The 23,460-nt window shown below is 37.7% G+C and carries 18 protein-coding genes and 2 pseudogenes; 15 read left to right on the top strand and 5 right to left on the bottom strand.

The annotated features are described in order from the left end of the window. The first annotated feature begins 2 nt into the window (after nucleotides 1-2). From lplT to GQ596_RS03125, 12 genes and pseudogenes are all read left to right on the top strand, one after another. Nucleotides 3-1,190: a lysophospholipid transporter LplT gene (gene lplT, locus GQ596_RS03175; RefSeq protein ID WP_160400244.1), complete on the top strand. Its 1,188-nt coding sequence runs from the start codon at nucleotides 3-5 to the stop codon at nucleotides 1,188-1,190. Beyond that, nucleotides 1,177-2,073, top strand: a complete 897-nt coding sequence (murQ, locus tag GQ596_RS03170; RefSeq protein WP_160400243.1) for an N-acetylmuramic acid 6-phosphate etherase — start codon at nucleotides 1,177-1,179, stop codon at nucleotides 2,071-2,073. Before lplT ends, murQ begins: the two co-directional genes overlap by 14 nt. Nucleotides 2,074-2,233: 160 nt before the next feature. Then, a pseudogene (locus GQ596_RS11240) lies at nucleotides 2,234-2,609 on the top strand (PTS sugar transporter subunit IIA); the annotation flags it as partial. Between the two features lie 56 nt (nucleotides 2,610-2,665). Continuing rightward, nucleotides 2,666-3,208 (top strand): annotated as a pseudogene (locus GQ596_RS11235) (PTS system mannose/fructose/N-acetylgalactosamine-transporter subunit IIB); the annotation flags it as partial. Nucleotides 3,209-3,228: 20 nt separating this feature from the next. After that, entirely contained in the window at nucleotides 3,229-4,029 is an 801-nt protein-coding gene (locus GQ596_RS03160; protein ID WP_160400241.1) for a PTS mannose/fructose/sorbose transporter subunit IIC, read from the top strand. Between the two features lie 16 nt (nucleotides 4,030-4,045). Beyond that, entirely contained in the window at nucleotides 4,046-4,957 is a 912-nt protein-coding gene (locus tag GQ596_RS03155; protein ID WP_160400240.1) for a PTS system mannose/fructose/sorbose family transporter subunit IID, read from the top strand. A 169-nt stretch (nucleotides 4,958-5,126) separates the two neighbouring features. After that, a complete protein-coding gene (locus tag GQ596_RS03150; protein ID WP_160400239.1) occupies nucleotides 5,127-5,501 on the top strand; it encodes a DUF956 family protein in 375 nt (124 codons plus the stop codon). 257 nt (nucleotides 5,502-5,758) lie between these two features. Next, nucleotides 5,759-6,007, top strand: a complete 249-nt coding sequence (gene rpsP, locus GQ596_RS03145) for a 30S ribosomal protein S16 (protein WP_034900786.1) — start codon at nucleotides 5,759-5,761, stop codon at nucleotides 6,005-6,007. Nucleotides 6,008-6,033: 26 nt separating this feature from the next. Beyond that, on the top strand, nucleotides 6,034-6,561 hold the full coding sequence (gene rimM, locus GQ596_RS03140) for a ribosome maturation factor RimM (protein ID WP_237398352.1): 528 nt from the start codon (nucleotides 6,034-6,036) through the stop codon (nucleotides 6,559-6,561). A gap of 16 nt (nucleotides 6,562-6,577) precedes the next feature. Further along, nucleotides 6,578-7,330 carry a tRNA (guanosine(37)-N1)-methyltransferase TrmD gene (gene trmD, locus GQ596_RS03135; protein ID WP_160400237.1) on the top strand — a complete coding sequence of 251 codons (753 nt, stop codon included), beginning with the start codon at nucleotides 6,578-6,580 and terminating at the stop codon, nucleotides 7,328-7,330. A 33-nt stretch (nucleotides 7,331-7,363) separates the two neighbouring features. Next, the gene (gene rplS / locus GQ596_RS03130) at nucleotides 7,364-7,714 is read left to right on the top strand and encodes a 50S ribosomal protein L19 (protein WP_034900792.1); all 351 of its coding nucleotides are present in this window, start codon (nucleotides 7,364-7,366) and stop codon (nucleotides 7,712-7,714) included. 147 nt (nucleotides 7,715-7,861) lie between these two features. Continuing rightward, nucleotides 7,862-8,464, top strand: a complete 603-nt coding sequence (locus tag GQ596_RS03125; RefSeq protein WP_160400236.1) for a MarC family protein — start codon at nucleotides 7,862-7,864, stop codon at nucleotides 8,462-8,464. Nucleotides 8,465-8,543: 79 nt separating this feature from the next. Here GQ596_RS03125 and GQ596_RS03120 read toward each other — a convergent pair whose 3' ends face one another. The 4 genes from GQ596_RS03120 to lysA are packed head-to-tail and all read right to left on the bottom strand — an operon-like array spanning nucleotide 8,544 to nucleotide 13,980. Further along, nucleotides 8,544-9,938: an amino acid permease gene (locus GQ596_RS03120; RefSeq protein ID WP_202112508.1), complete on the bottom strand. Its 1,395-nt coding sequence runs from the start codon at nucleotides 9,936-9,938 to the stop codon at nucleotides 8,544-8,546. A gap of 53 nt (nucleotides 9,939-9,991) precedes the next feature. Continuing rightward, a complete protein-coding gene (locus GQ596_RS03115; protein WP_160400235.1) occupies nucleotides 9,992-11,098 on the bottom strand; it encodes an alanine/ornithine racemase family PLP-dependent enzyme in 1,107 nt (368 codons plus the stop codon). A 25-nt stretch (nucleotides 11,099-11,123) separates the two neighbouring features. Continuing rightward, complete coding sequence (locus GQ596_RS03110; protein ID WP_160400234.1) at nucleotides 11,124-12,530, bottom strand: APC family permease; 1,407 nt, start codon at nucleotides 12,528-12,530, stop codon at nucleotides 11,124-11,126. 52 nt (nucleotides 12,531-12,582) lie between these two features. Continuing rightward, complete coding sequence (gene lysA / locus GQ596_RS03105; protein WP_160400233.1) at nucleotides 12,583-13,980, bottom strand: diaminopimelate decarboxylase; 1,398 nt, start codon at nucleotides 13,978-13,980, stop codon at nucleotides 12,583-12,585. A gap of 258 nt (nucleotides 13,981-14,238) precedes the next feature. Between lysA and GQ596_RS03100 the strand changes: the two genes are divergently transcribed. Next, nucleotides 14,239-15,678 (top strand): sigma 54-interacting transcriptional regulator, encoded by a 1,440-nt coding sequence (locus GQ596_RS03100; RefSeq protein ID WP_160400459.1) that lies wholly within the window; start codon nucleotides 14,239-14,241, stop codon nucleotides 15,676-15,678. A gap of 19 nt (nucleotides 15,679-15,697) precedes the next feature. Here GQ596_RS03100 and GQ596_RS03095 read toward each other — a convergent pair whose 3' ends face one another. Then, entirely contained in the window at nucleotides 15,698-16,879 is a 1,182-nt protein-coding gene (locus GQ596_RS03095) for an NAD(P)/FAD-dependent oxidoreductase (protein WP_160400232.1), read from the bottom strand. A gap of 378 nt (nucleotides 16,880-17,257) precedes the next feature. Between GQ596_RS03095 and gltB the strand changes: the two genes are divergently transcribed. Next, nucleotides 17,258-21,715, top strand: a complete 4,458-nt coding sequence (gltB, locus tag GQ596_RS03090) for a glutamate synthase large subunit (protein WP_160400231.1) — start codon at nucleotides 17,258-17,260, stop codon at nucleotides 21,713-21,715. A gap of 13 nt (nucleotides 21,716-21,728) precedes the next feature. Further along, complete coding sequence (locus GQ596_RS03085; protein WP_160400230.1) at nucleotides 21,729-23,141, top strand: FAD-dependent oxidoreductase; 1,413 nt, start codon at nucleotides 21,729-21,731, stop codon at nucleotides 23,139-23,141. Nucleotides 23,142-23,460 lie beyond the last annotated feature (319 nt).

The raw sequence follows: 23,460 nt of genomic DNA, 5'->3' as shown, positions 1-23,460 counted from the left end.
ATATGAAACAGCACCCACTATTAAGCAAAGGCATGGTCGCGACCATGCTAGCGCAGTTTTTTTCAGCATTTGCCGATAACGCAATTTTTTTTGCCATCTTAGCTTTCATTAAAAATTTGCATTATCCAACCTGGAGCCAATCGGTATTACAGATTAGTTTTGTCGCACCGTTTATCATACTTTCACCTTTTGTGGGTCAATTTGCTGACAGCATGTCAAAAGGCAAAGCAATGATGATTTCAAATAGTATCAAATTATTAGGTGCAGGTTGTATTTGTTTAAATATAAGTCCTTTTGTTAGTTACTTTTTAGTTGGCATAGGAGCTGCTGCTTATTCTCCTGCTAAATACGGAATTTTAGGTGAACTCACTACAGGCAATAATTTAGTTAAAGCAAATGGATTAATTGAAGCATCTACCATTGCGGCAATTTTGCTTGGTTCGCTAGCTGGTGGTCATATAGCTGACTTTAATATAAATGCATCCTTACTTACTTGTATATTAATGTATGGACTAGCGGTTATTGCTAATTTTTTCATTCCTAAGTTACCTGCTGCACGGCAAAATATTTCATGGCAATTTATCGATATGGTAAACGATTTTACTAATACAGTAGAAATCATATGCAACAATAAACGTGTTTTATTTACGCTATTAGGTACCAGTTTGTTTTGGGGAGCAGGTATTACTTTACGTTTTCTATTAATTAGTTGGGTTCCTGCTATTTTAGATATTCATGACAACGCTACACCAACAAACCTTAACGCGATAGTTGCTATCGGAATTGTAATTGGTGCAGGGCTAGCAAGTACATTTATTTCAATTAACAACACATTACGTTGTATTCCGGCAGGAATAATGATGGGAATAGCTGTAATCGCCTTTACATTACAAGGCCATATCATTTCATCTTATATATTACTTATTGTTATTGGTGCATTAGGCGGTTTCTTTTTAGTGCCATTAAATGCATTTATTCAAAAAATAGGCAAAGAATTGGTTGGTGCCGGCAGTGTTATTTCCGTACAAAATTTGAGTGAATATACTGCAATGATGGTAATGTTAGGGATTTATACGTTAGCAGTTGCGTTAAAATTATCAGTAATTACCATAGGCGTTGGCTTTGGTAGTTTATTTGCTATAGTAATATTTTTGTTATGGTTAGGACTAAAAAAGAATGCAAAAAATTAACCTATCGGGTATGTTAACCGAAAGTCGTAACCCAAATAGTGAAACAATAGATAACTGTTCCACGCTGGAAATACTACAAATAATCAACAATGAAGATAAACAAGTTGCACTTGCTGTTGAAAAAGAGCTAATAAACATAGCAAAAGCTGTCGATGCAATTAGCCAGAGCTTTTTAAATCAAGGACGATTAATCTATATTGGTGCAGGTACTTCTGGCCGGCTAGGTATTTTAGACGCAAGTGAATGCCCACCTACTTATGGCACACCGCCCGAACAAGTTATTGGCCTAATTGCAGGAGGAAACTCTGCTATTTTTAAAGCAGTTGAGAACGCCGAAGACAATTCTGATTTGGCGATTAATGACCTAAAAAAAGTCAATTTTAACCCAAATGATATTTTAGTTGGCATTGCTGCTAGTGGGCGCACACCTTATGTAATAGGCGGTATGCAATATGCCAAATCAATCGGAGCAACTGTCGTCAGTTTATGCTGCAACCCTAAAGCCCCAATGATTAACATAGCAGATATAGCAATCACACCTATTGTTGGTGCTGAGGTAATTACTGGCTCGTCAAGAATGAAAGCCGGTACAGCACAAAAACTGGTACTAAATATGCTAACTACAGCCAGCATGATTAAAATAGGTAAAGTGTACGGCAATCTCATGGTTGATGTCGAAGCAACCAATGCAAAACTCATTGAGCGACAAATATCAATCGTCATGCAATCCACCGATTGTAGTCGAGAAATGGCTATTCAAGCATTAAATCAATGCCAAAAGCATTGTAAAACTGCCATTTTAATGATACTTTCAGGTCTAAATGCTGCACAAGCTAAGCAAATCCTTAACAAAAATAACGGTTTTATTCGTCGGGCATTATAGCGCTCACCAATCTTACTTTTTTAATAAAAAAAAGTATTTTTTTATTATAATGTGATGAGTAAATATTTTTTAGCTTATTTTGTAGTGTAAAATAACTGAGTATTTTTATTTTATAGACTTTATATTATGTAATTAATATAAAAATTAGGAGGTAGTTATTATGGTTGGAATTATCCTAGCAACTCATGGGGAGTTTGCTGAAGGTATTCTACAATCAGGAACGATGATATTTGGAGAGCAAGAAAATGTTAAAGCTGTTACCTTGCATCCAAGTGATAGTCCGGAAAGTTTAAAAGAGCGAATGCTTGAAGCAATAGCTACATTTGATAATCAAGACGAAATACTTTTTTTAGTTGATTTATGGGGAGGAACACCATTTAATCAGGCCAACAATTTATGTGGAGAGCATAACAACTGGGCTATTGTAGCTGGTTTAAATCTACCTATGTTAATTGAAGCCTATTCCTCTCGCTTTTCAATGGAAAGTGCTAAAGAAATTGCCGCTGCAATTATTGAACCAGGTAAAGAAGGCGTTCGTACAACGGTCGAGACTCCAACAAGTAATACTCAATCAAGCAAACAATCATCGACTATTCCAGAAGGTACAGTACTTGGGGATGGCAAAATGAAAATTGTATTAGCTCGTATTGATTCCCGCTTATTGCATGGTCAAGTTGCTACTGCTTGGACTAAATCAACAACCCCTAATCGTATTATTGTCGTTTCTGACTCAGTATCCCAAGATAAGTTAAGAAAAAAACTCATTGAAGAAGCAGCCCCTCCTGGTGTAAAAGCCAATGTTGTTCCTATCAAAAAAATTATTGAAGTATCTCGCGATCCACGTTTTGGAAATACAAAAGCTTTACTTTTATTTGAAACACCGCAAGATGTATTACGAACAATAGAAGGTGGTGTTGACATCAATGAGATTAATGTGGGATCGATGGCTCACTCTGTAGGCAAAGTTATGGTAAACAAAGTACTATCAATGAATGCTGAAGATGTCGAAACATTTGAAAAATTAAAAACAAAAAATATAAAATTTGATGTTCGCAAAGTTCCTAACGATTCTAATAGCAATATGGACGAATTACTAAAAAAAGCGAAAGAAGAATTAGCGCAACAAAAGAATTAGTTTATTTAAGGGGTTATATTATGACATTATCAATTATTGCTATCATTTTGGTGATATTTATCGCCTTTTTAGCAGGGATGGAAGGTATTTTAGATCAATTCCAATTCCATCAACCTTTAGTTGCTTGTTCATTAATTGGATTAGTGACAGGTAATTTAGAAGCAGGTGTTGTACTAGGTGGTTCATTGCAAATGATTGCACTTGGTTGGGCTAACATTGGTGCAGCCGTAGCACCCGATGCAGCACTAGCATCTATTGCTTCTTCAATTATTTTAGTGCTAGGTGGACAAGGTGTTGCTGGTGTATCTACTGCCATTGCTATCGCTATTCCTTTGGCTGTTGCAGGGCTATTTTTAACTATGGTAGTTCGAACCATTGCCGTCCCGTTAGTACATATGATGGATGCGGCAGCAGAAGAAGGCAATTTCCGAAAAATTGAATTATTACAAATTTCAGGTATTTGCTTACAAGGTTTAAGAATCGCAATTCCAGCAGCAGCATTACTCTTTATTCCTGCCGAAGTAGTTAAAAGCGCACTAGACGCAATGCCAAAATGGCTAACAACAGGTATGGCTATTGGTGGAGGAATGGTGGTTGCTGTTGGTTATGCAATGGTAATCAATATGATGGCAAACCGTGAAGTATGGCCATTTTTCATTATTGGTTTTGTAGTCGCAGCTATATCACAGCTTACACTAATTGCACTTGGTGCATTAGGTATTGCATTAGCACTGATTTATCTCAATCTTTCTGAACGTGGCAATTCATCAAATGGTGGCAGTAAAGGTGATCCACTTGATGATATTTTAAATGATTACTAGGAACTTGGAGAAAAAAATGACTGATAGAATTCAATTAAGTAAAAAAGATCGTTTAGCTGTTGCTTGGCGCTCAACTTTCCTTCAAGGTTCTTGGAACTATGAACGTATGCAAAATGGTGGTTGGGTTTATTCAATGATTCCGGCTATCAAAAAATTATATACTAACAAAGAAGATCGTTCAGCAGCCCTTAAACGTCACTTAGAATTTTTTAATACTCACCCTTATCTAGCTTCGCCTGTCCTTGGCGTAACGCTTGCACTTGAAGAAGAACGAGCTAATGGAGCAGCTGTTGACGATGTAGCTATTCAAGGGGTAAAAGTCGGGATGATGGGACCATTAGCTGGTGTTGGTGATCCAGTATTCTGGTTTACTGTCCGCCCTATGCTTGGTGCACTTGGTGCTTCGCTAGCGCTTAGTGGCAATATTATGGGACCAATTTTATTCTTTTTCTTATGGAATATTATTCGATGGTCTTTTATGTGGTATACCCAAGAATTTGGTTATCGTACAGGTTCAAAAATTACTGATAATTTATCTGGCGGTTTACTACAAAAAATTACTAAAGGTGCCTCTATTCTAGGGATGTTCATCCTAGCAGCCTTAGTGCAAAGATGGGTGTCAATAAAATTCCAGCCTGTTGTTTCAAAAGTAAAATTAGATAACGGTGCATTCATTGACTGGAACTCATTACCTGCTGGAGCAGAAGGCATTCAAAAAGCATTGATGCAAATCCAAAATGGATTATCACTTACTCAAGAAAAAGTGACCACCTTACAAAATAACTTAGATCAATTAATACCTGGACTCGTTCCTTTACTATTGACCTTCTTCTGCATGTGGTTACTTCGTAAAAAAGTATCACCAATTTTAATTATCCTTGGATTATTTATTGTTGGTATAGTTGGGCATGTAATCGGCCTGTTATAAAATATAAAGTTTTATAATATTTTCTAAAAAAGTACTATATTTTAATATATAGTACTTTTTATATATCACCATTTTATTATATCTTTCGATAAAACCATTGTTTTTACTCATTTAACGTTTAAAAATAATAGGTTAATTTATAAAACTACCAATTTATTTATGGATAATAATGGTTCAATCATTAAACACTAAATTAGACTTAACCACACAAGCAACAGCTTTCGTTGGTTTTACAGAATATGGCAATATTATGATTGGCGACAAAGCCTTTGAGTTCTACCACAAAAATGACCCTCGTAAATATATACAAATACCTTGGGACGAAGTAGACTACGTTGTCGCATCTGTGCTATTGGGCGGTAGATGGATTCCCCGCTATTCAATTCAAACCAAAAAAAATGGAACTTTCACCTTTGCATCTAAAGACCCCAAAAAAGTATTAAAAGCCATTCGAGTTTACGTTGACGGACAAAAAATGGTTCGCTCACTGGGTTTTTTTGATGTTTTAAAACGGGCTTTTTTTCGAAAAAATAAAAAGAAATAGCACCATCATTGCGATAACTCTCGATAAATAAAATAAAACGGACTATTTTTAGTGCTCTTTGTGGCACTAAAATTAAATAAATCATAATTATACTATTTTTTCTATTCTTTTTTGTAAGTTAGCTTAAACAAACAACATAGAATCACATCAACAACAATCAGCCATTGCACTTTTTACTAGAAAGAGTATAATTCTGGGGCTTTGATTTTGTCCATGTTGGGCAAAAAAAAGATTATTTTTTAACTTAAGAGGATGTTATGGTAACTATTCGTTTAGCTCGTGGCGGCTCTAAAAAGCGCCCTTTTTATCAAGTAGTTGTCACTGATAGCCGTAACCCACGTGATGGTCGTTTTATTGAGCGCGTTGGCTTTTTTAATCCAATTGCACAAGGTAAAGCAGAAGAATTACGTTTAGATCTTGATCGCGTAAATCACTGGGTTGGTTTAGGTGCAACTGTTTCTGATCGTGTTAACGCACTAATCAAACAAGCACAAAAAGCTGCTTAATAAAGTTATTAAGAGTCACTGTAATGATGAATACTGAGAACCTCATTGTTGTTGGCAAGCTTGGTTCAAGCTACGGAATTCGTGGGTGGATCAGAATTTTTTCGTTTACAGAAATTCCAGATAGTATTTTTGATTATACTCCTTGGTATATCCAGCGTGCTGGACAATGGCAAGAAATAATCGTAGAAAGCTTTAAACCGCATAATCAAGACATGATTGTGAAACTCAAAGGCATTGATGATCGAGATCAAGCTAATGCACTAACTAATGCTGAAGTATTTGTTGATGCAGAAAAATTACCCGCACTTAGCAATGGTGATTTTTATTGGAAAGATCTCATTGGTTGCCGAGTAAAAACAGTTAATGGTTATGATTTAGGGCTGGTGACTGATTTAATGGAAACCGGATCTAATGATGTATTGGTGGTAAAAGCAAATCTAAAAGATGCATTTGGAACAACAGAACGTTTGATTCCTTTTGTTGAAGATCAATTCATTAAACAAGTTGATTTAACAACAAAAACGGTTTTGGTCGATTGGGATCCCGCTTTTTAATTGGTAAGGTAACAATATGTGGATTGGCGTAATTAGCCTTTTTCCCGAAATGTTTCAAGCTATTACCTGTTATGGCGTAACTGGTCGAGCAGTAAAAAATGGTCTGTTAACAGTAGATTATTGGAATCCGCGCAATTTTGCGCATGATAAACATAAGACTGTCGATGACAGACCTTATGGTGGTGGTCCAGGCATGTTAATGATGGTACAACCACTTAGGGATGCGATTCATGCGGCAAAAGCAGTTGCAGGTGACAATACAAAAGTAATCTATCTTTCCCCGCAAGGGCGCAAATTAGACCAACAAGGTGTTTGCGAATTGTCAAAAAATCAAAAATTAATTTTGATTTGTGGACGATACGAAGGCATAGATGAACGCGTTATCCAAACCGAAATTGATGAAGAATGGTCAATTGGGGATTACGTGTTAAGTGGCGGAGAGATACCGGCGATGACAATGATTGATGCACTAGCAAGATTTATTCCTGGCGTATTAAATCACCAATCATCAGCAGAAGAAGACTCTTTTGCTAACGGTTTACTTGATTGTCCACACTATACTCGGCCTGAGGTGTTAGATGGAATGGCGGTGCCTGATGTGTTAATGTCTGGTCACCATGAAGCGATTCGTCGTTGGCGATTAAAGCAATCACTAGGACGAACTTGGTTAAGAAGAGAAGATCTTCTTGCAAATCTAGCTCTGACTGATGAAGAGCAATGTTTACTTGCTGAATTTAAACATGAATACAGCAATAAACAAAGCAATTAATATTTCAGTGAAACTAGCATAAGAGATAACATTATGAAAAATGCAATTATTCAGCAATTAGAACAAGAACAAATGAAAAAAGACATCCCGTCTTTTCGCCCTGGTGACACGGTTGAAGTAAAAGTATGGGTTGTTGAAGGTAACAAAAAACGTCTTCAAGCTTATGAAGGTGTCGTCATTGCGATTCGTAATCGTGGTTTACATTCAGCATTTACAGTACGTAAAATCTCGAATGGCGAAGGTGTTGAACGAGTATTCCAAACTCACTCACCAATTGTTGATTCAATTACTGTGAAACGTCGTGGTCAAGTACGTCAAGCTAAACTATACTACTTACGCGAACTTCGTGGTAAAGCTGCTCGTATTAAAGAGCGCCTTAACTAATTTTTTATTGTTTATCAATAAAAATATCAGATTAAGATGGTCACCTTCGTGGTGACCGTTTTTATATATAATAAAAAAAATTCAACCCAACAATTATTGTTGGTAAATTAACGTAGTTTTTAAAAGAATTAATATAAAAGGTGGACTATGATTGACTATATTTTTGCAATTTTATCAACAACGGTAAAATTATTTGCATTAATGACACCACCTGCTGTCTTAAGCGCATTTTTAAGTGGCACAAAACAATATAATGAAGAGCTTAAACGTAAAACTGCACTCAAAACATCTTGCGCTGTTTTCATCATTGGTATCGTACTCTTCTTTTTTGGCAATACTATGTTTAGTGTTTTTGGCTTTACGCTTGACGCATTCCGAATTGGTTCAGGGGTATTACTATTTATTACTGCGGTTTCACTCATGAACGACTCGCCTGAAAAAAACAAAATTAATAGCGATGAAGATATCAGTGTAGTTCCCCTTGCAATCCCACTATGTATGGGGCCTGCATCCATTGGTACTATTATTGTGATGGGAACAAGCTCACTAGGATTTGCTGCCAATATGACTGGTGCTATCTCTTTATTTATTGCTTCATCTGGAATTTATGCAATGCTTTTATGCGCAAAAAGAATTGCTAAAGTATTAAAAAACACAGGAATTGCAATTTTATCAAAGTTAACGGGGCTATTGATATCAGCAATTGCTGCACAGGTTGTATTTACAGGTATATCAGCTTTTTTAAAATAAGACACAAAAATAAAAAGCGATTGTATGTAATCATACTAAAATAATATTATTAGATGATTACATACACATACAAATTACATTAATCATTTTTGATTATATTATGTTTTTTATAAAACAAATAAGAAATAAGAATAACAATAATTAATATAACTTCCGACAATAAAATAAATTGCCCAGAATCACCAAACCAAACACCAACAATAATAACACTATTTATAATAATGGAAATAACAGCAAGCCAAGGGAAAAGTGGTGATTTAAACTTTATCATCTCTTTAGAGTATTTACCGCTATTTACACCTTTACGAAAACGATATTGACACCAAGCAATAATAATCCACGCAAAGCACCCTACTTGCCCTGTACCTGCTACTAAATAAATATAAAGCTTTTCAGCCGCAATATATTTAGAAAACAAAGAAACTAATGCAATAATGGCTATAAATAATATGCCCTTTGTTGGAACACCTCGTCGATTCACTTTTGAAAAATATTTTGGAGCCAAGTTATCTTGAGCCATAGACCATAACATTCTTGAGCTTGCATAAATAGCTGAATTAGCAGCAGATATAGCCGCACAAAAAATCACAAAAAGCATTATATACGAAGCAAATGTAATTCCAGCTTGATTAAATACCCACACAAATGGACTGATTTCAGTATGTTCTGTTCCATATGGATACACAAGCGCCAAAACAGCAATGGCCAAAACATAAAATAAAATAATACGAAAAGCAACACCAGTAATAATTTTAGGTAAAACAGATTGAGGAGACTCTGCTTCACCTGCTGCATTTCCAATTAATTCGACACCTTGAAATGAATAAGTAACAATAGTCATACAAACAAATATTGCTAAAAAGCCATTAGGAAACCAGCCTTTTTCGGTTTTAAATGTTGGTAAAATATGCGTTTCAGCATATTGGTGATTAAGTAAATAAATCCCCACACCAATAAATGCAATAATCGCAAGAACTTTAATAGTTGAAAACCAATACTCACTTTCTCCAAATGCACGAACAGAAGTTAAATGCACTGAAGTAAGAACAATTAAAATTAACAAACTAAAAAGATAAATAGGAATCGACGGGAAAGTTTGGTGAGCAATCATTGATGCGGCAGTTAAATCGGCCGCCATAGATAGCACCCAACTTAACCAATATAACCAACCTATGGTATAACTCCAAATTGGATTAGGTATAAACATTAATGCATAATGTTGAAAAGAGCCAGCATGAGGGAATGCACAAGAAAGCTCACCTAAACATAACATAGTTGAAAGCATAATGCTTCCTGCCATTAAATAGGCAATAATGGTTCCTAATGGACCAACCGTACTAAGTGGAGATGCGATACCGATAAATAACCCAGTGCCAATAGAACCACCTAAAGAAATCATCAAAAGATGACGATTTTTTAGATTTTTCTTCAAACTACTGGGATAAGGACTTTCTTGTGATTCTGATGTTGTCATGTAAACCGCCTAATAATCAATAAAAACTGCTGGTTTCCCAGCAGCTAACACAATTAATAAATAAACCGTTTTTCTACACCATTTGTTTGGCAAGCCATCAGTAAGGCAGTGTAATCAAGTTCAAAACCGATCATATCACCGACATGTAATGTTTCAGAAACATCTTCAATATCAACAATAGTATGATCACTTGTTTGCCCTAAAACAGTAATTTTATCATTGATAGGCACACAGCTTTCTGCGGGTACATCTTGTCTTCCAAAGGCAAGAAGTGCTCGTTTGCGTGTACCGTTATCAACAAACGTCTTACTGTTTAAAAAAGCATCCACACCTAACTCACCAACAGGAACCGTTGGCTTGCTATTGAGCTCAATAACTTGCGCATATAATTTATACAAATTACTACACGCTTTATCAACAGGTTTGCTTGAATGATGAAACTCATCCAGGTATTTCATATCCACATACTCAATACCAAATTCATGCAATCCTCCTATTCTTAAGTGATTCAACCCTTCCGGCCAAATACCTTTATCTAATAGGTGATAGCTTGTACAATTACCAGCCGATAAATATTTAATTTTAATATTACAAGACTCTTCTACTTTACGCGCAATATGTAAAAAGTCCACTCCATTTTTTACTGTTGGTAAAACAGTACCATAACAGTTAAAATTGGTACCAAGCCCATATAGCTCAACACCTGGTAAAGAAAGAATTAATTTAACCGTATCAATAATTTCATCAATATGTTCAAACCAAATACCTTCTCGTAAATCACCCATATCTACCATCAACAAAACTTGATGAACTTTTTGTTGCTTAACTGCTTCATCAGAAAGAGCTTGAATAACTTGCTTCTCGCTATTTAGGCTAATATCAGCGTATTTAACCACATCACTAATTTCACTTAAACAAGGGCTACGTAATAAACATGTTTTACAATTTAAAGCTTCTTTCAATTTTTTTAAATTGTAGGTTCTTGACTCAGCAATCACATCGATACCGCCGTCAAGCACAGCTTTGGCGGTTTCTACGCAGCCATCAAAAACTTTATTGACAGCCATTACTTCAATGCCGTGCTTAGCTAACAACTCTTTTTCAACACGAGCATTATTTCTTAATTTGCGCAAATCAATTTCTAATATAGGTTTGTACATACAATTACTCCTCTATATATTATTACTATTGCAAACGGTTACGCTTTTGTGCTCGATAGTAGATCCATTCAGCTAAACCAATAGCAAGCACAGCACCCCCTACTATTTTTGCGATATACTCAACATATCCCCCCATATCAATTTGAGCCGGTGGAATAAAAACCAAAATTACAGCAAATAGCGTTGATAAAAATCCTAATGCAGGTAAAACAATCGGCATAATCTTACCTGGAATCTTAAAGCTACGCGGTACATCAGGTTGAGTAAAGCGTAAACGATAATACGCAATAAACATCACTAAATACGGAATAAAATAACAAATTGTTGTAAGTGCTGTTAACATCCAATATGCCGCCGCAATACTTGGAGACACAAATGTTGAAAAACAAAGTACAGTGACAATAATTGCTTGAATAATTAAAGCAAAAGCAGGTGTTTTATACACAGGGTGTAAACGACCAATACGTTCACCAAGCAAATTATCTTCTTTTGATGCTTCTTGTAACATATAAATAGGGCCTACTAACCATGAGTTAATTTGTCCTAATGCACCAAAGAATAAACAAATTGCCATAACAGGTAATAACCAAGGCATATGTAATTCATTGGCCGCAGCTTCCATCGCTTGCATAACACCAGCAACAATATCGGTATCTGCAGCAGGTAACAATGTATTAATTGCCCATGAACCCACCATATAAATACCAACAATTACAATTGCTGAAACTAACATTGCTTTTGGAAAATCACGTTGAGGATCGCGCGTACGTCCTGCAATCATTGGTGCAACCTCAAGGCCAGCAAATGCAAACATCATACTAGACAAAAATACGATAGTATCCCAACTACTTAAATCAGGGATCCAATCACTAACATGACTATAACTCGTTGCCATTGGGTGTCCAGTAAACAACCATACCACGGCTAAAACAATAATAATGGCAGCAGGAATAAATACACCAAGCCACGCACTTACACTATTGATAATTTTAGTCCATTGCATGCCTCGAATATTCATCAACGTTAAAATCCAAAACACAACCATGGAACCAACGCCAATAAAAACTTGATTTTGAGCTAACTCAGCACTAAACATATACCCAATTGCAGTAAAACCAAATTGCAACATTAACGGAAAGAAAAGAACACAAGAAAACAAAAAGCAAACAACAACAATCCAACCAATACGTTTACCAAACGCTTCTTTTACCCATACAAAAATACCGCCATCTTTTGGCCAACCGGTTGAAAGCTCACCGCAAACCATTGCTAACGGAAAGAAAAGACAAAATGCAGCAAGTAACCAAAGTACCATTGCTGACGCCCCATAAGGAGCAACATTCGGAATTTGACGCAAACTGAGTATTGCAATGACATTCATAAACACAATGTCTTTAATACCAAGTAGGCTTGAATCTTTAGAATCACTCATAATAACCTCACTTTATAATATCTGGAGCATAAAATGCCCCAGATATTAATGATTAATATATGTCGTACCCAACCATATCTTCGTAAGTATCCTCACGGCGAATCAATCGATCTTTACCTTCTTTATCTATCATAACAACAGAAGTACGAGGACGATTGTTATAAACAGTTTGGCTTTCGATGGTATAAGCACCAGCATCAAGGAAAGCCACAATATCACCGATTTGAGTGTCCTTTGGCATCAAGAATTCTTCACCTTTAACACCGACATGGAAATAATCACCACCATCACATAAAGGACCTGCTAATTTGATGTATTCATCATGTGTTTCATTGATTTTTGAAGCATTATAAACATAGAAAAACCAATCAAAATGTTGACTATCAGATAACACACTATAACCCGCATCAACAAATTTCCACTCAACGTGTTCTTCAATGTTACCGTCTAAATCATAATTGGTTTTACGTTTTTCACAGGCAACTTCAGTTACAAGCACACCTGCTGAGCCTGTTACTTTACGACCTGGCTCAATACAGATTTCAACATCAGTACGCCATTTGTGGACTTCACTAATAACCGCATCAGCAAAATCTTGTGCAGTAATACCAGCATACATATTGTCTTCTAATGGATTACCATTTTCTTCATCATATTTATATGGAACAGGAATCCCCCCACCAACGTTGATTAAATCAAATTTAATACCAAGCACTTCTTCTAAGCGACGTGATTCATCAACTAAAACTTTTGTTGCTTTAGCAAAAGGCTCAGCTTCAGGTACCTGATCACCAACATGCATATGTAAACCACGTAAATGGACATATGGCATTTCTAAAATACGACGACAGGTTTCTTCTGCTTGTTCTAAATCAATACCTGATTTAGCATGATAAGCAGTGACTAATTCCGCGTGAGTTGCTGATGGAACATTTGGCTCAACACGAACACAAACATTCGCTACTTTTTTCAAATGTCTTGAAATTTCATCAATAATATCAAGTTCATACAAACTATCCACATTGATAATATAAAGATCATTTTGAATAGCAAACTCTAAATCCACAGGTTTTTTAACCACACCATTGAAAACAATTTGGCTACCAGGAAAACCAATATCTAAACATTTACGCACTTCAAACATTGAGTTGGCTTCTGCGTAAATACCCGCATCTTTAATTGCTTTAAGCACACCCATTACAGAACAGGTTTTTGATGCATAGAAAATTTTTGTGTTTGGATGCGCTTTAAATGCATCTTTGATTTCTTGCACATTACGATCAATTTCCTTTTCAGAAAACACATAAAAAGGTGTTGGATATTTTTTGGCTAACTTTTCTAAATTAATACCATCAAAACATAGTTTGCCACTTTCAGCACTAAAACGACGATCTTTAGTTACAAGATCTGTGCGTATTTTGTTATAATTTGACATAATTGTGTCAGACATATGACCTCCAGTTAATTAGTACATAAAAAAGTACATAATGAATAAGAAAAATGGCTTCTCACCTGTAATGCAATCAGTATGCCAACTTAAAAAACAATAATAATCAAATCATTAATAATAATTATCACAAAATAAAATTAGTCATATAGTGTAAAATATATCTTTATGACAAAAATTCGTCATTTTAGAAAGAGTTGAAAAGGATTTAAATTAACCTAAGCAAAACTTAAAAATAATTCAAAATTAAAAGGCGCTCATATCATGACAATCGATCCTGAATTATTACAATCGCTAGATATATTTAAACATTTTTTTGATCTAATCCATCAGCCAATAGCTATTATCAATAAAGAAGGCAAATATATTTATTACAATCAAGAAAGTGCAGAACTAGATGGTTACCCTATGGAGCAAGCTATTGGTGAACCCATACTTAAGGTTTATCCAAAGATGAGAAAAGAAGACAGCACCATGCTGCAAGCACTACAACAGGGTAAAGAATATCAAGATAATTACCAAAGCTATTACAATCATGTTGGTAAACTTGTTGATTACATGCACACAACAGTACCACTTTATAACAATAATAAAGAAATTATCGGCGCAATAGAAATAGGGCGAAATTTATCAACTGTTAGACAACTACAAGATCAAGTATTTACCCTAAATAGCAAGTTATACCAAAACAAAGAACAGCCATTACCTGAAATCGTTTTTGTTTCCCAAAAAATGCAACAAGTTATTGATCAAACCAATATGTTAGGAGCAAATGATGTTCCTGTATTAATTGTTGGCGAAACAGGCACAGGTAAAGAGCTATTTGCCCGCTTAATACACCAAACAAGCCAACGCCGACACAAACCTTTCATATCCCTAAATTGTAGTGCGTTACCAACAACACTAATTGAAAGCACATTATTTGGCACAGTAAAAGGCGCATTTACGGGCGCAGAAACTCGACAAGGTTATTTAGAGCTTGCAAATGGTGGCACATTGTTTCTTGATGAATTAAATGCCATGCCTTTAGATATGCAAAGCAAATTATTACGATTCCTACAAGAAAAAACCTACTGGCCACTGGGTGGTAATAAAGAAATGTATTCTGATGTTCGTATTGTTGCAGCGATGAACGAATCACCAGCAGAATTACTAAAAACAGGTAAAATGAGAAGCGACCTGTTTTATCGATTAAACGTAGGTTTAATAAAACTCCCAGCATTACGCGACAGAACAGAAGACATTCCCGTTTTAGCGCGCTATTTTATTGATAAACATAAACACGATATAAATATCGTCATCAGCGGTATTAGTGAACATGCACTACAACAATTAATATCAGCCCCTTGGCCTGGCAATGTACGAATGCTTGAAAATGCCATAGTCAGAAGTATGGTATTACAAAGCACTCCCGGTGAATTACAACATATCACACTTGATGAAGAACTATTTGATCTCAATAGTTCATTTTATCAAGGCGATGAAAGCAGTAAGCCAAACAAAACAACACAAATCACATCACCAAACGGGAAAAATTTAACCGAACAAGTAGAAAACTACGAACGACAGCTTATTATTGATGCCTTAAATCAAGCTAATGGCAAAATTATTGCAGCGGCAAAAATATTAAACATTTCACGCACAACGCTACAATATAAAGTCAAAAAATACCACATCCAAATGGGAGTGATTGATGATTAATCTAATCACCCAAAAACGATCAACCAAATGCTTGCGCACAAGCGAATGCACTACTCCAAGCCCATTGAAAGTTATACCCCCCTAACCAGCCTGACACATCAACAACTTCACCAATAAAATAGAGATTGGGCTGGGTTTTCGCCTCCATGGTTTTTGATGATAACCCATCGGTACTCACACCGCCTAATGTCACCTCGGCGGTACGGTATCCTTCAGTACCATTGGGAATAATCGCCCATTGGGTTAAAGAATCATAAAGATTTTGTTGCTGCTTAGGATTAAGTTGCTTCACTGTCAAATCGGCCACTAAATTTAATTGCATTAATGCTTCAACAAGCCTTTTAGGTAAAACCTGAGCTAAACAATTTTTTATATTTTGATTACGATTTTGCTCTAATAATGGTTTAAATTCTGTTTCAAAATGCATATTCGGCAACAAATTAACCTTAATTATATCCCCCGCTTGCCAATAGCTTGAAATTTGTAAAATAGCAGGACCAGATAATCCCCGATGAGTAAATAACAGATTATCTTTAAAACTGATTTTAGGTATTGATACCTCAACTCGCACAGCAATACCAGACAATGTTGAAAGCACATCTAACAAAGGTTTATGCAGAGTGAATGGCACTAACCCTGCTTTTACAGGAACAACGGGCAAATTAAATTTCTCGGCAATTTTATACCCCACTGACGTCATCCCCAACGCAGGCATAGATTGCCCACCGGTTGCAATAATCACTTTATCGCACTCAATCACACCTTTTGAAGTGTGTAATTTAAATTTTCCTGCATCCGATTCCATGTCATTAAGTTGCGTTTGCATTATAAAATTGACGCTCCCTTTTTGACACTCATTAACTAACATATCGACAATCTGCTGGGCTGAATCATCACAAAAAAGCTGCCCGTGTTCTTTTTCATGATAAGCAATATGATATTGATTCACCAAATGAATAAAATCCCACTGTGTATAACGCTTTAATGCCGATTTACAAAAATGCGGATTTTGTGACAAATAATGCTTAGGCTCAACATTCAAATTAGTAAAATTACATTTTCCCCCGCCAGACATTAAAATTTTACGGCCTAACTTTTTACCATTATCAATCACGGTAACATCATACCCCTTTTGCCCCAGTAAACCAGCACAAAAAAGCCCAGCGGCGCCAGCGCCTATAATTGTAATTTTCGTTTGCATTATTAAAAGATTAAAAATAGAAGATAACAAATTATAACAGCATACAATTGCTACTCATAGCCATTAGCTCGAACAGTAGTTTTTATACTGAAACATACATTTACCTGAAACCTCTTAACAAAAAGAAAAACAACTTATATCAAAAATATCTCCACAGATTACTAAAACATGGCTTTAAATAATAAAAACGTTAAAAAATCATTATGATAAATGCAATTATTAGCTTTATTAATAACGTCCATATTAGTTATTAAAAGGTTGACTTATAAGTAATATTTATTTGACCAAAATACGATTTTTCTTTAATTTTGTAGCCAATATGGGATTAATGCCTATACCTTCTCAAAATGACAAAAGCGATGAATTAGAGGCAATGATATGTTATATAACCAGCATCATGAAAAAGATAACTGCGGATTTGGTTTAATTGCACATATTGAAGGGCAACCAAGTCACAAAGTGGTGCGTACAGCAATTCACGGCTTGGCCAGAATGCAACACCGTGGCGCAATTTTATCTGACGGAAAAACCGGCGATGGCTGTGGGCTTTTATTACAAAAACCCGACCGTTTTTTTAGAGTCGTCGCCCAAGAAGCAGGCTGGCGATTAGCGACCAATTACGCCGTTGGTATGTTATTTTTAAGTCAAAACGAAGCTGAAGCACAAGCTAGTCGTGATATAGTAGAACAAGAGCTTGCTGAGGAAACCCTATCAATCCTAGGTTGGCGTGAAGTACCGATTGATAAAAGCGTACTTGGCGAAATTGCATTATCATCACTACCAAAAATCGAACAAGTATTTGTCAACGCTCCAGCGGGTTGGACAAAAATTGATTTAGAGCGTCGCTTATATATGGTACGCCGTCGTATTGAAAAGCGAGTTCAAGACGACACCTTTTACGTTTGTAGCTTCTCGAATCAGGTCAATATCTATAAAGGCTTATGTATGCCAAAAGATTTACCTCGATTCTATTTAGATTTAGCCGATATCCGCATGGAAACAGCAATATGCTTATTCCATCAACGATTTTCAACCAACACTGTACCCCGTTGGCCTTTAGCGCAACCTTTTCGACACCTTGCTCACAATGGCGAAATCAACACCATTGAAGGCAACCGTCAATGGGCGCAAGCCAGATCATATAAATTTAAAACGCCACTCATTCCAGACTTACAAAATGCAGCACCGTTTGTCAATGTAACGGGGTCTGATTCAAGCTCATTAGATAATATGCTTGAACTGTTTTTAGTTGGTGGCATGGACATTGTGCGAGCCATGCGCTTACTTGTACCACCCGCATGGCAAAATAATCCTGACATGAACGAAGATCTCAAAGCCTTCTTTGATTTCAACTCAATGCATATGGAACCATGGGATGGCCCAGCAGGAATTGTCATGTCTGATGGTCGTTATGCCGCCTGTAACTTAGACCGTAATGGACTTCGTCCTGCTCGTTATGTTATTACCACTGACAAACTCATTACCTGCGCTTCTGAAATCGGTATTTGGGACTATCAACCAGACGAAGTGGTCACCAAAGGGCGTGTTGGTCCGGGGGAATTGTTAGTTATCGACACCGAAGAAGGTCGCATTTTACAATCGTCAGAAACAGACAACGACTTACAAAAACGCCATCCTTATAAAGAATGGATGGAAAAAAACGTCAAACGACTTATTCCTTTTGAAAGCTTGTCTGACGATAATATCGGATCGCGTGATTATGACGATACCTTACTAGCAACCTATCAAAAACAATTTGGTTACAACGCCGAGGAACTCGACCAATGCATTCGAGTACTTGGTGAAAACGGACAAGAAGCTACAGGCTCAATGGGTGATGATACACCGTTTGCGGTATTATCAAGCCGACCTCGTCTAATCTATGACTATTTCCGCCAAAAATTTGCACAAGTCACAAATCCACCCATTGACCCATTACGTGAAGCACATGTTATGTCGCTATCCACCAGCATTGGTCGAGAAATGAACGTCTTTGCCGAAGCCGAAGGACAAGCTCACCGTGTTGCGTTCAAATCTCCTGTTTTAGTTTATTCTGATTTTAAACAATTAACCGCATTAGAATCACGCTACTACAAATCAGAAACACTAGATATCACCTATGAAATTGACGGTAGCCTGCGCGATGCCATTGAACAGTTATGTGGCGATGCCGAAGCAAAAGTGCGTAATGGAACCGTATTACTCATATTATCAGATAAAAACATCGCAGCCGATCGCCTGCCAATTCCAGCACCAATGGCAGTGGGTGCGGTACAACAACGTTTGGTTGAAAAGAATTTACGTTGCGATGCCAATATCATTGTAGAAACAGCAAGTTGCCGTGACCCACATCAATTTGCCGTACTGCTTGGTTTTGGTGCCACAGCCATTTATCCTTACTTAGCTTACGAAACCTTAGCACAAATGGTTGATAATGGCACAATCAACAAAACTCACCGTCAAGTAATAACCAATTACCGCAATGGAATTAATAAAGGCTTATACAAAATTATGTCTAAAATGGGCATTTCGACCATTGCTTCTTATCGCTGTTCAAAATTGTTCGAAGCGGTAGGACTACACAAAGAGGTCGTTGAGCTTTGTTTCCAAGGGGTAACTAACCGTATTAGTGGTGCGAATTTTGATGATTTTGCGCAAGATCAATTCAATTTATCCAAACAGGCATGGTTACGTCGTAAACCATTAGACCAAGGGGGATTACTAAAATTTGTTCACGGTGGCGAATATCACGCTTATAACCCTGATGTTGTACAATCACTGCAAAAAGCAGTCAATAATGGCAGTTATGAAGATTACAAACGTTATACTGATATTGTAAATAACCGCCCAGCGGCTACATTACGTGATCTATTAAAGCTCAACCCGCCTGAAAACGCCGCCATTCCACTTGAACAAGTCGAACCCGAAGAATCGTTATTTAAACGCTTTGACTCGGCCGCTATGTCAATTGGTGCGCTCAGTCCAGAAGCACACGAATCGCTTGCCCAAGCCATGAACACATTAGGTGGCTACTCAAATTCTGGCGAAGGGGGTGAAGATCCTGCTCGTTATAACACCATAAAAGTTTCCCGAATTAAACAAGTTGCATCAGGACGCTTTGGGGTAACACCAAGCTATTTGATGAGTGCTGATGTAATTCAGATCAAAGTTGCCCAAGGAGCAAAACCGGGTGAAGGTGGACAACTACCGGGCGACAAAGTCACCCCTTATATTGCCAAATTACGGTTTTCTGTACCGGGTGTCACACTCATTTCGCCACCGCCTCATCACGATATTTACTCGATTGAAGATTTAGCGCAATTAATCTTTGATTTAAAACAGATCAACCCAAATGCCATGATTTCGGTCAAATTAGTTTCTGAACCGGGTGTTGGTACTATCGCAACAGGCGTTGCAAAAGCCTATGCCGATTTAATCACCATTTCGGGTTACGATGGTGGAACGGGTGCTAGCCCGTTAACATCGGTCAAATATGCTGGCTCACCATGGGAACTTGGCTTGGTTGAAACCCAACAATCTCTTGTTGCCAATGGCTTACGACACAAAATACGCCTACAGGTTGACGGTGGTTTAAAAACCGGTACTGACATTGTCAAAGCCGCGATATTAGGTGCTGAAAGTTTTGGTTTTGGAACAGGCCCAATGGTTGCCTTAGGTTGTAAATACCTACGTATTTGCCACCTAAATAACTGTGCAACGGGCGTTGCAACCCAAGACGAAAAATTGCGCAGCCATCACTATCATGGCCTACCAGAAAAGGCTATCAACTACTTCCGCTTTATTGCTCGCAATACACGTGAAGTCATGGCTGAACTTGGCGTAAGCCGAATTGTCGATTTAATTGGGCGAACTGACTTACTCTTAGAGCTTGATGGTATAACCGCTAAACAACAAAAACTGGATTTATCAGGACTGCTTCAAACAGCAACTCCACTTGAAGGCAAACCAGTTTACTGTATTGAAGATAACAAGCCATTTGACAAAGGCGTGCTAAACAAAGAAATCATCACCCAAGCCCAACAATCGGTGGATGAACGCCAAAGCAAAAGCTTCTATTTTGATATACAAAACACCGATCGCTCAGTGGGCACAAGCCTATCTGGCTACATTGCCCAAAAATATGGCGATCAAGGCTTAGTCACCGACCCAATTTTGCTAAACTTTAACGGCACAGCGGGGCAAAGTTTTGGCGTATGGAATGCCGGTGGCGTAAACTTAACCCTAACAGGCGATGCCAATGACTATGTTGGTAAAGGCATGGCTGGCGGACGCATTGTCATTCGCCCACCACAAGGGTCGGCATTTTTAAGTCATGAAGCCACTATCGCAGGCAACACCTGCTTATATGGAGCAACAGGCGGTAAATTATTTGCCGCAGGGCGAGCAGGCGAACGTTTTGCTGTCCGCAACTCTGGCGCAATTAGCGTTGTTGAAGGCATTGGCGATAACGGCTGTGAATATATGACAGGCGGCATTGTTTGCGTACTGGGTAAAACTGGCGTTAACTTTGGTGCGGGTATGACTGGTGGGTTTGCTTATATCTTAGATGCTGACGGCGAACTGCACAACCGCATTAATAAAGAGCTAGTTGAAATGTTAAATGTGGCAGATTACGCCATTCACGAAGAACACCTTCGTGGTCTAATTATGGAGCATGCTCAACTTACCCATTCATCACGCGCAGAAGAAATTTTGGCAAATTGGAATGATTATTCTAAACAATTTGTATTAGTCAAACCAAAATCCAGTGATGTAACAGCATTACTTGGGCACCGCAGTCGCTCATCGGCAGAACTGCGTGTTCAGGCACAATAAGGAGAACACGAAAATGAGTCAAAATGTTTATCAGTTTATCGATTTACAACGTGTTGATCCGCCTAAAAAATCGTTAAACATTCGCAAAATTGAATTTGTTGAAATTTACGAAGGATTTTCAGCCTCACAATCACAAGCGCAGGCCGATCGTTGCCTTGCTTGTGGCAACCCATATTGTGAATGGAAATGCCCTGTACATAACTATATTCCCAATTGGTTAAAACTGGTTAACGAAGGCAAAATATTAGAAGCGGTTGAACTTTCACACCAAACCAACAGCCTGCCTGAAGTTTGTGGTCGCGTCTGCCCACAAGATCGCCTTTGTGAAGGCTCTTGCACCTTAAATGCTGAATTTGGCGCTGTCACCATTGGTAATATTGAACGCTATATCACTGATGAAGCATTCAAAATGGGCTGGAAGCCAAACCTCAATAATGTAGAACAAACAGGCTTAAAAGTTGCCATTATTGGCGCAGGACCCGCTGGTCTTGCTTGCGCCGATGTCTTAGTTCGCAATGGTGTAACGCCAGTGGTGTTTGATCGCCATCCCGAAATTGGCGGACTATTAACATTTGGCATCCCTGCATTCAAATTAGACAAAGAAGTCCTTATTAACCGACGCCATATTTTTACCGAAATGGGCATAGAATTCAGACTAAATACCGAAGTGGGCAAAACCGTACAATTAGCCGACTTAATCAATGAATTCGATGCCGTATTTATTGGCACAGGTACCTACCAATCAATGCGAGCAGGGCTTGAAAACGAAAACGCCAACGGCGTTTATGATGCCTTACCGTTTTTAATCGCCAATACCAAGCACATTATGCAACATCAGCAAAGCCAAGATACACCTTACATTGACATGAAAAATAAGCGTGTTGTTGTACTTGGCGGTGGTGATACGGCAATGGACTGTGTACGCACCTCCATTCGCCAAGGTGCAACTGAAGTGACCTGTGCCTATCGTCGAGACGAAGCCAACATGCCCGGCTCAAAGCGCGAAGTGAAAAACGCCAAAGAAGAAGGCGCACAGTTCCAATTTAACGTACAGCCACTCAGTATTGAAATTAATAGTACAGGACAAGTCACGGGTATAAAAATGGTTCGAACAGAACTCGGCGAACCCGATGCAAAAGGTCGACGTTCACCGATGGTGATTGCAGGTTCAGAATTTGTCTTACCTGCTGATGCGGTTGTAATGGCATTTGGATTTAAACCCCACGCCATGCCTTGGTTAGTAGAGCACGGTGTTGATTTTGATGCACAAGGCCGAATCATCGCCCCAGAAACCAACGGCTACCAAACCACTAATGCTAAAATTTTTGCCGGAGGCGATGCCGTTCGAGGGTCAGATTTAGTGGTAACGGCAATTAGTGAGGGACGCAAAGCGGCTGAAGGTATTTTGAATTACTTGGAAGTCTAAAAATTATTGGCATTTAAATTAAAATAAAATTAACTGTGTGGAAGCCCGTTTTTTAAGCGGGCTTTTTTATTGTTAATGCAAGTGGGTGGTTTTGTTTGAAAAAAGTTAGATAAAAACCTTAATAAAATCAATACCTTTCCTGACCACTTTTTGGAGAGTTTTTGCAGTTTTTTTATAAAAAAGTGACTCATAAAAGCCACTTAAGGTTATGTTATCTGTCTTATTCCGGCGTCGGACAAATTTGTCTGGAACAAATTTGAACATCTGAGCATAGCGAAGATGGCCTCGTAGCGGTGAGTATCAGGATGATACGAGTAAT

Source organism: Gilliamella sp. Pra-s60 (assembly GCF_009795755.1).
Lineage (GTDB): Bacteria > Pseudomonadota > Gammaproteobacteria > Enterobacterales > Orbaceae > Gilliamella.
Note: the sequence above shows the minus strand (reverse complement) of the source record. Positions and strands in the feature narration are given on the sequence as shown.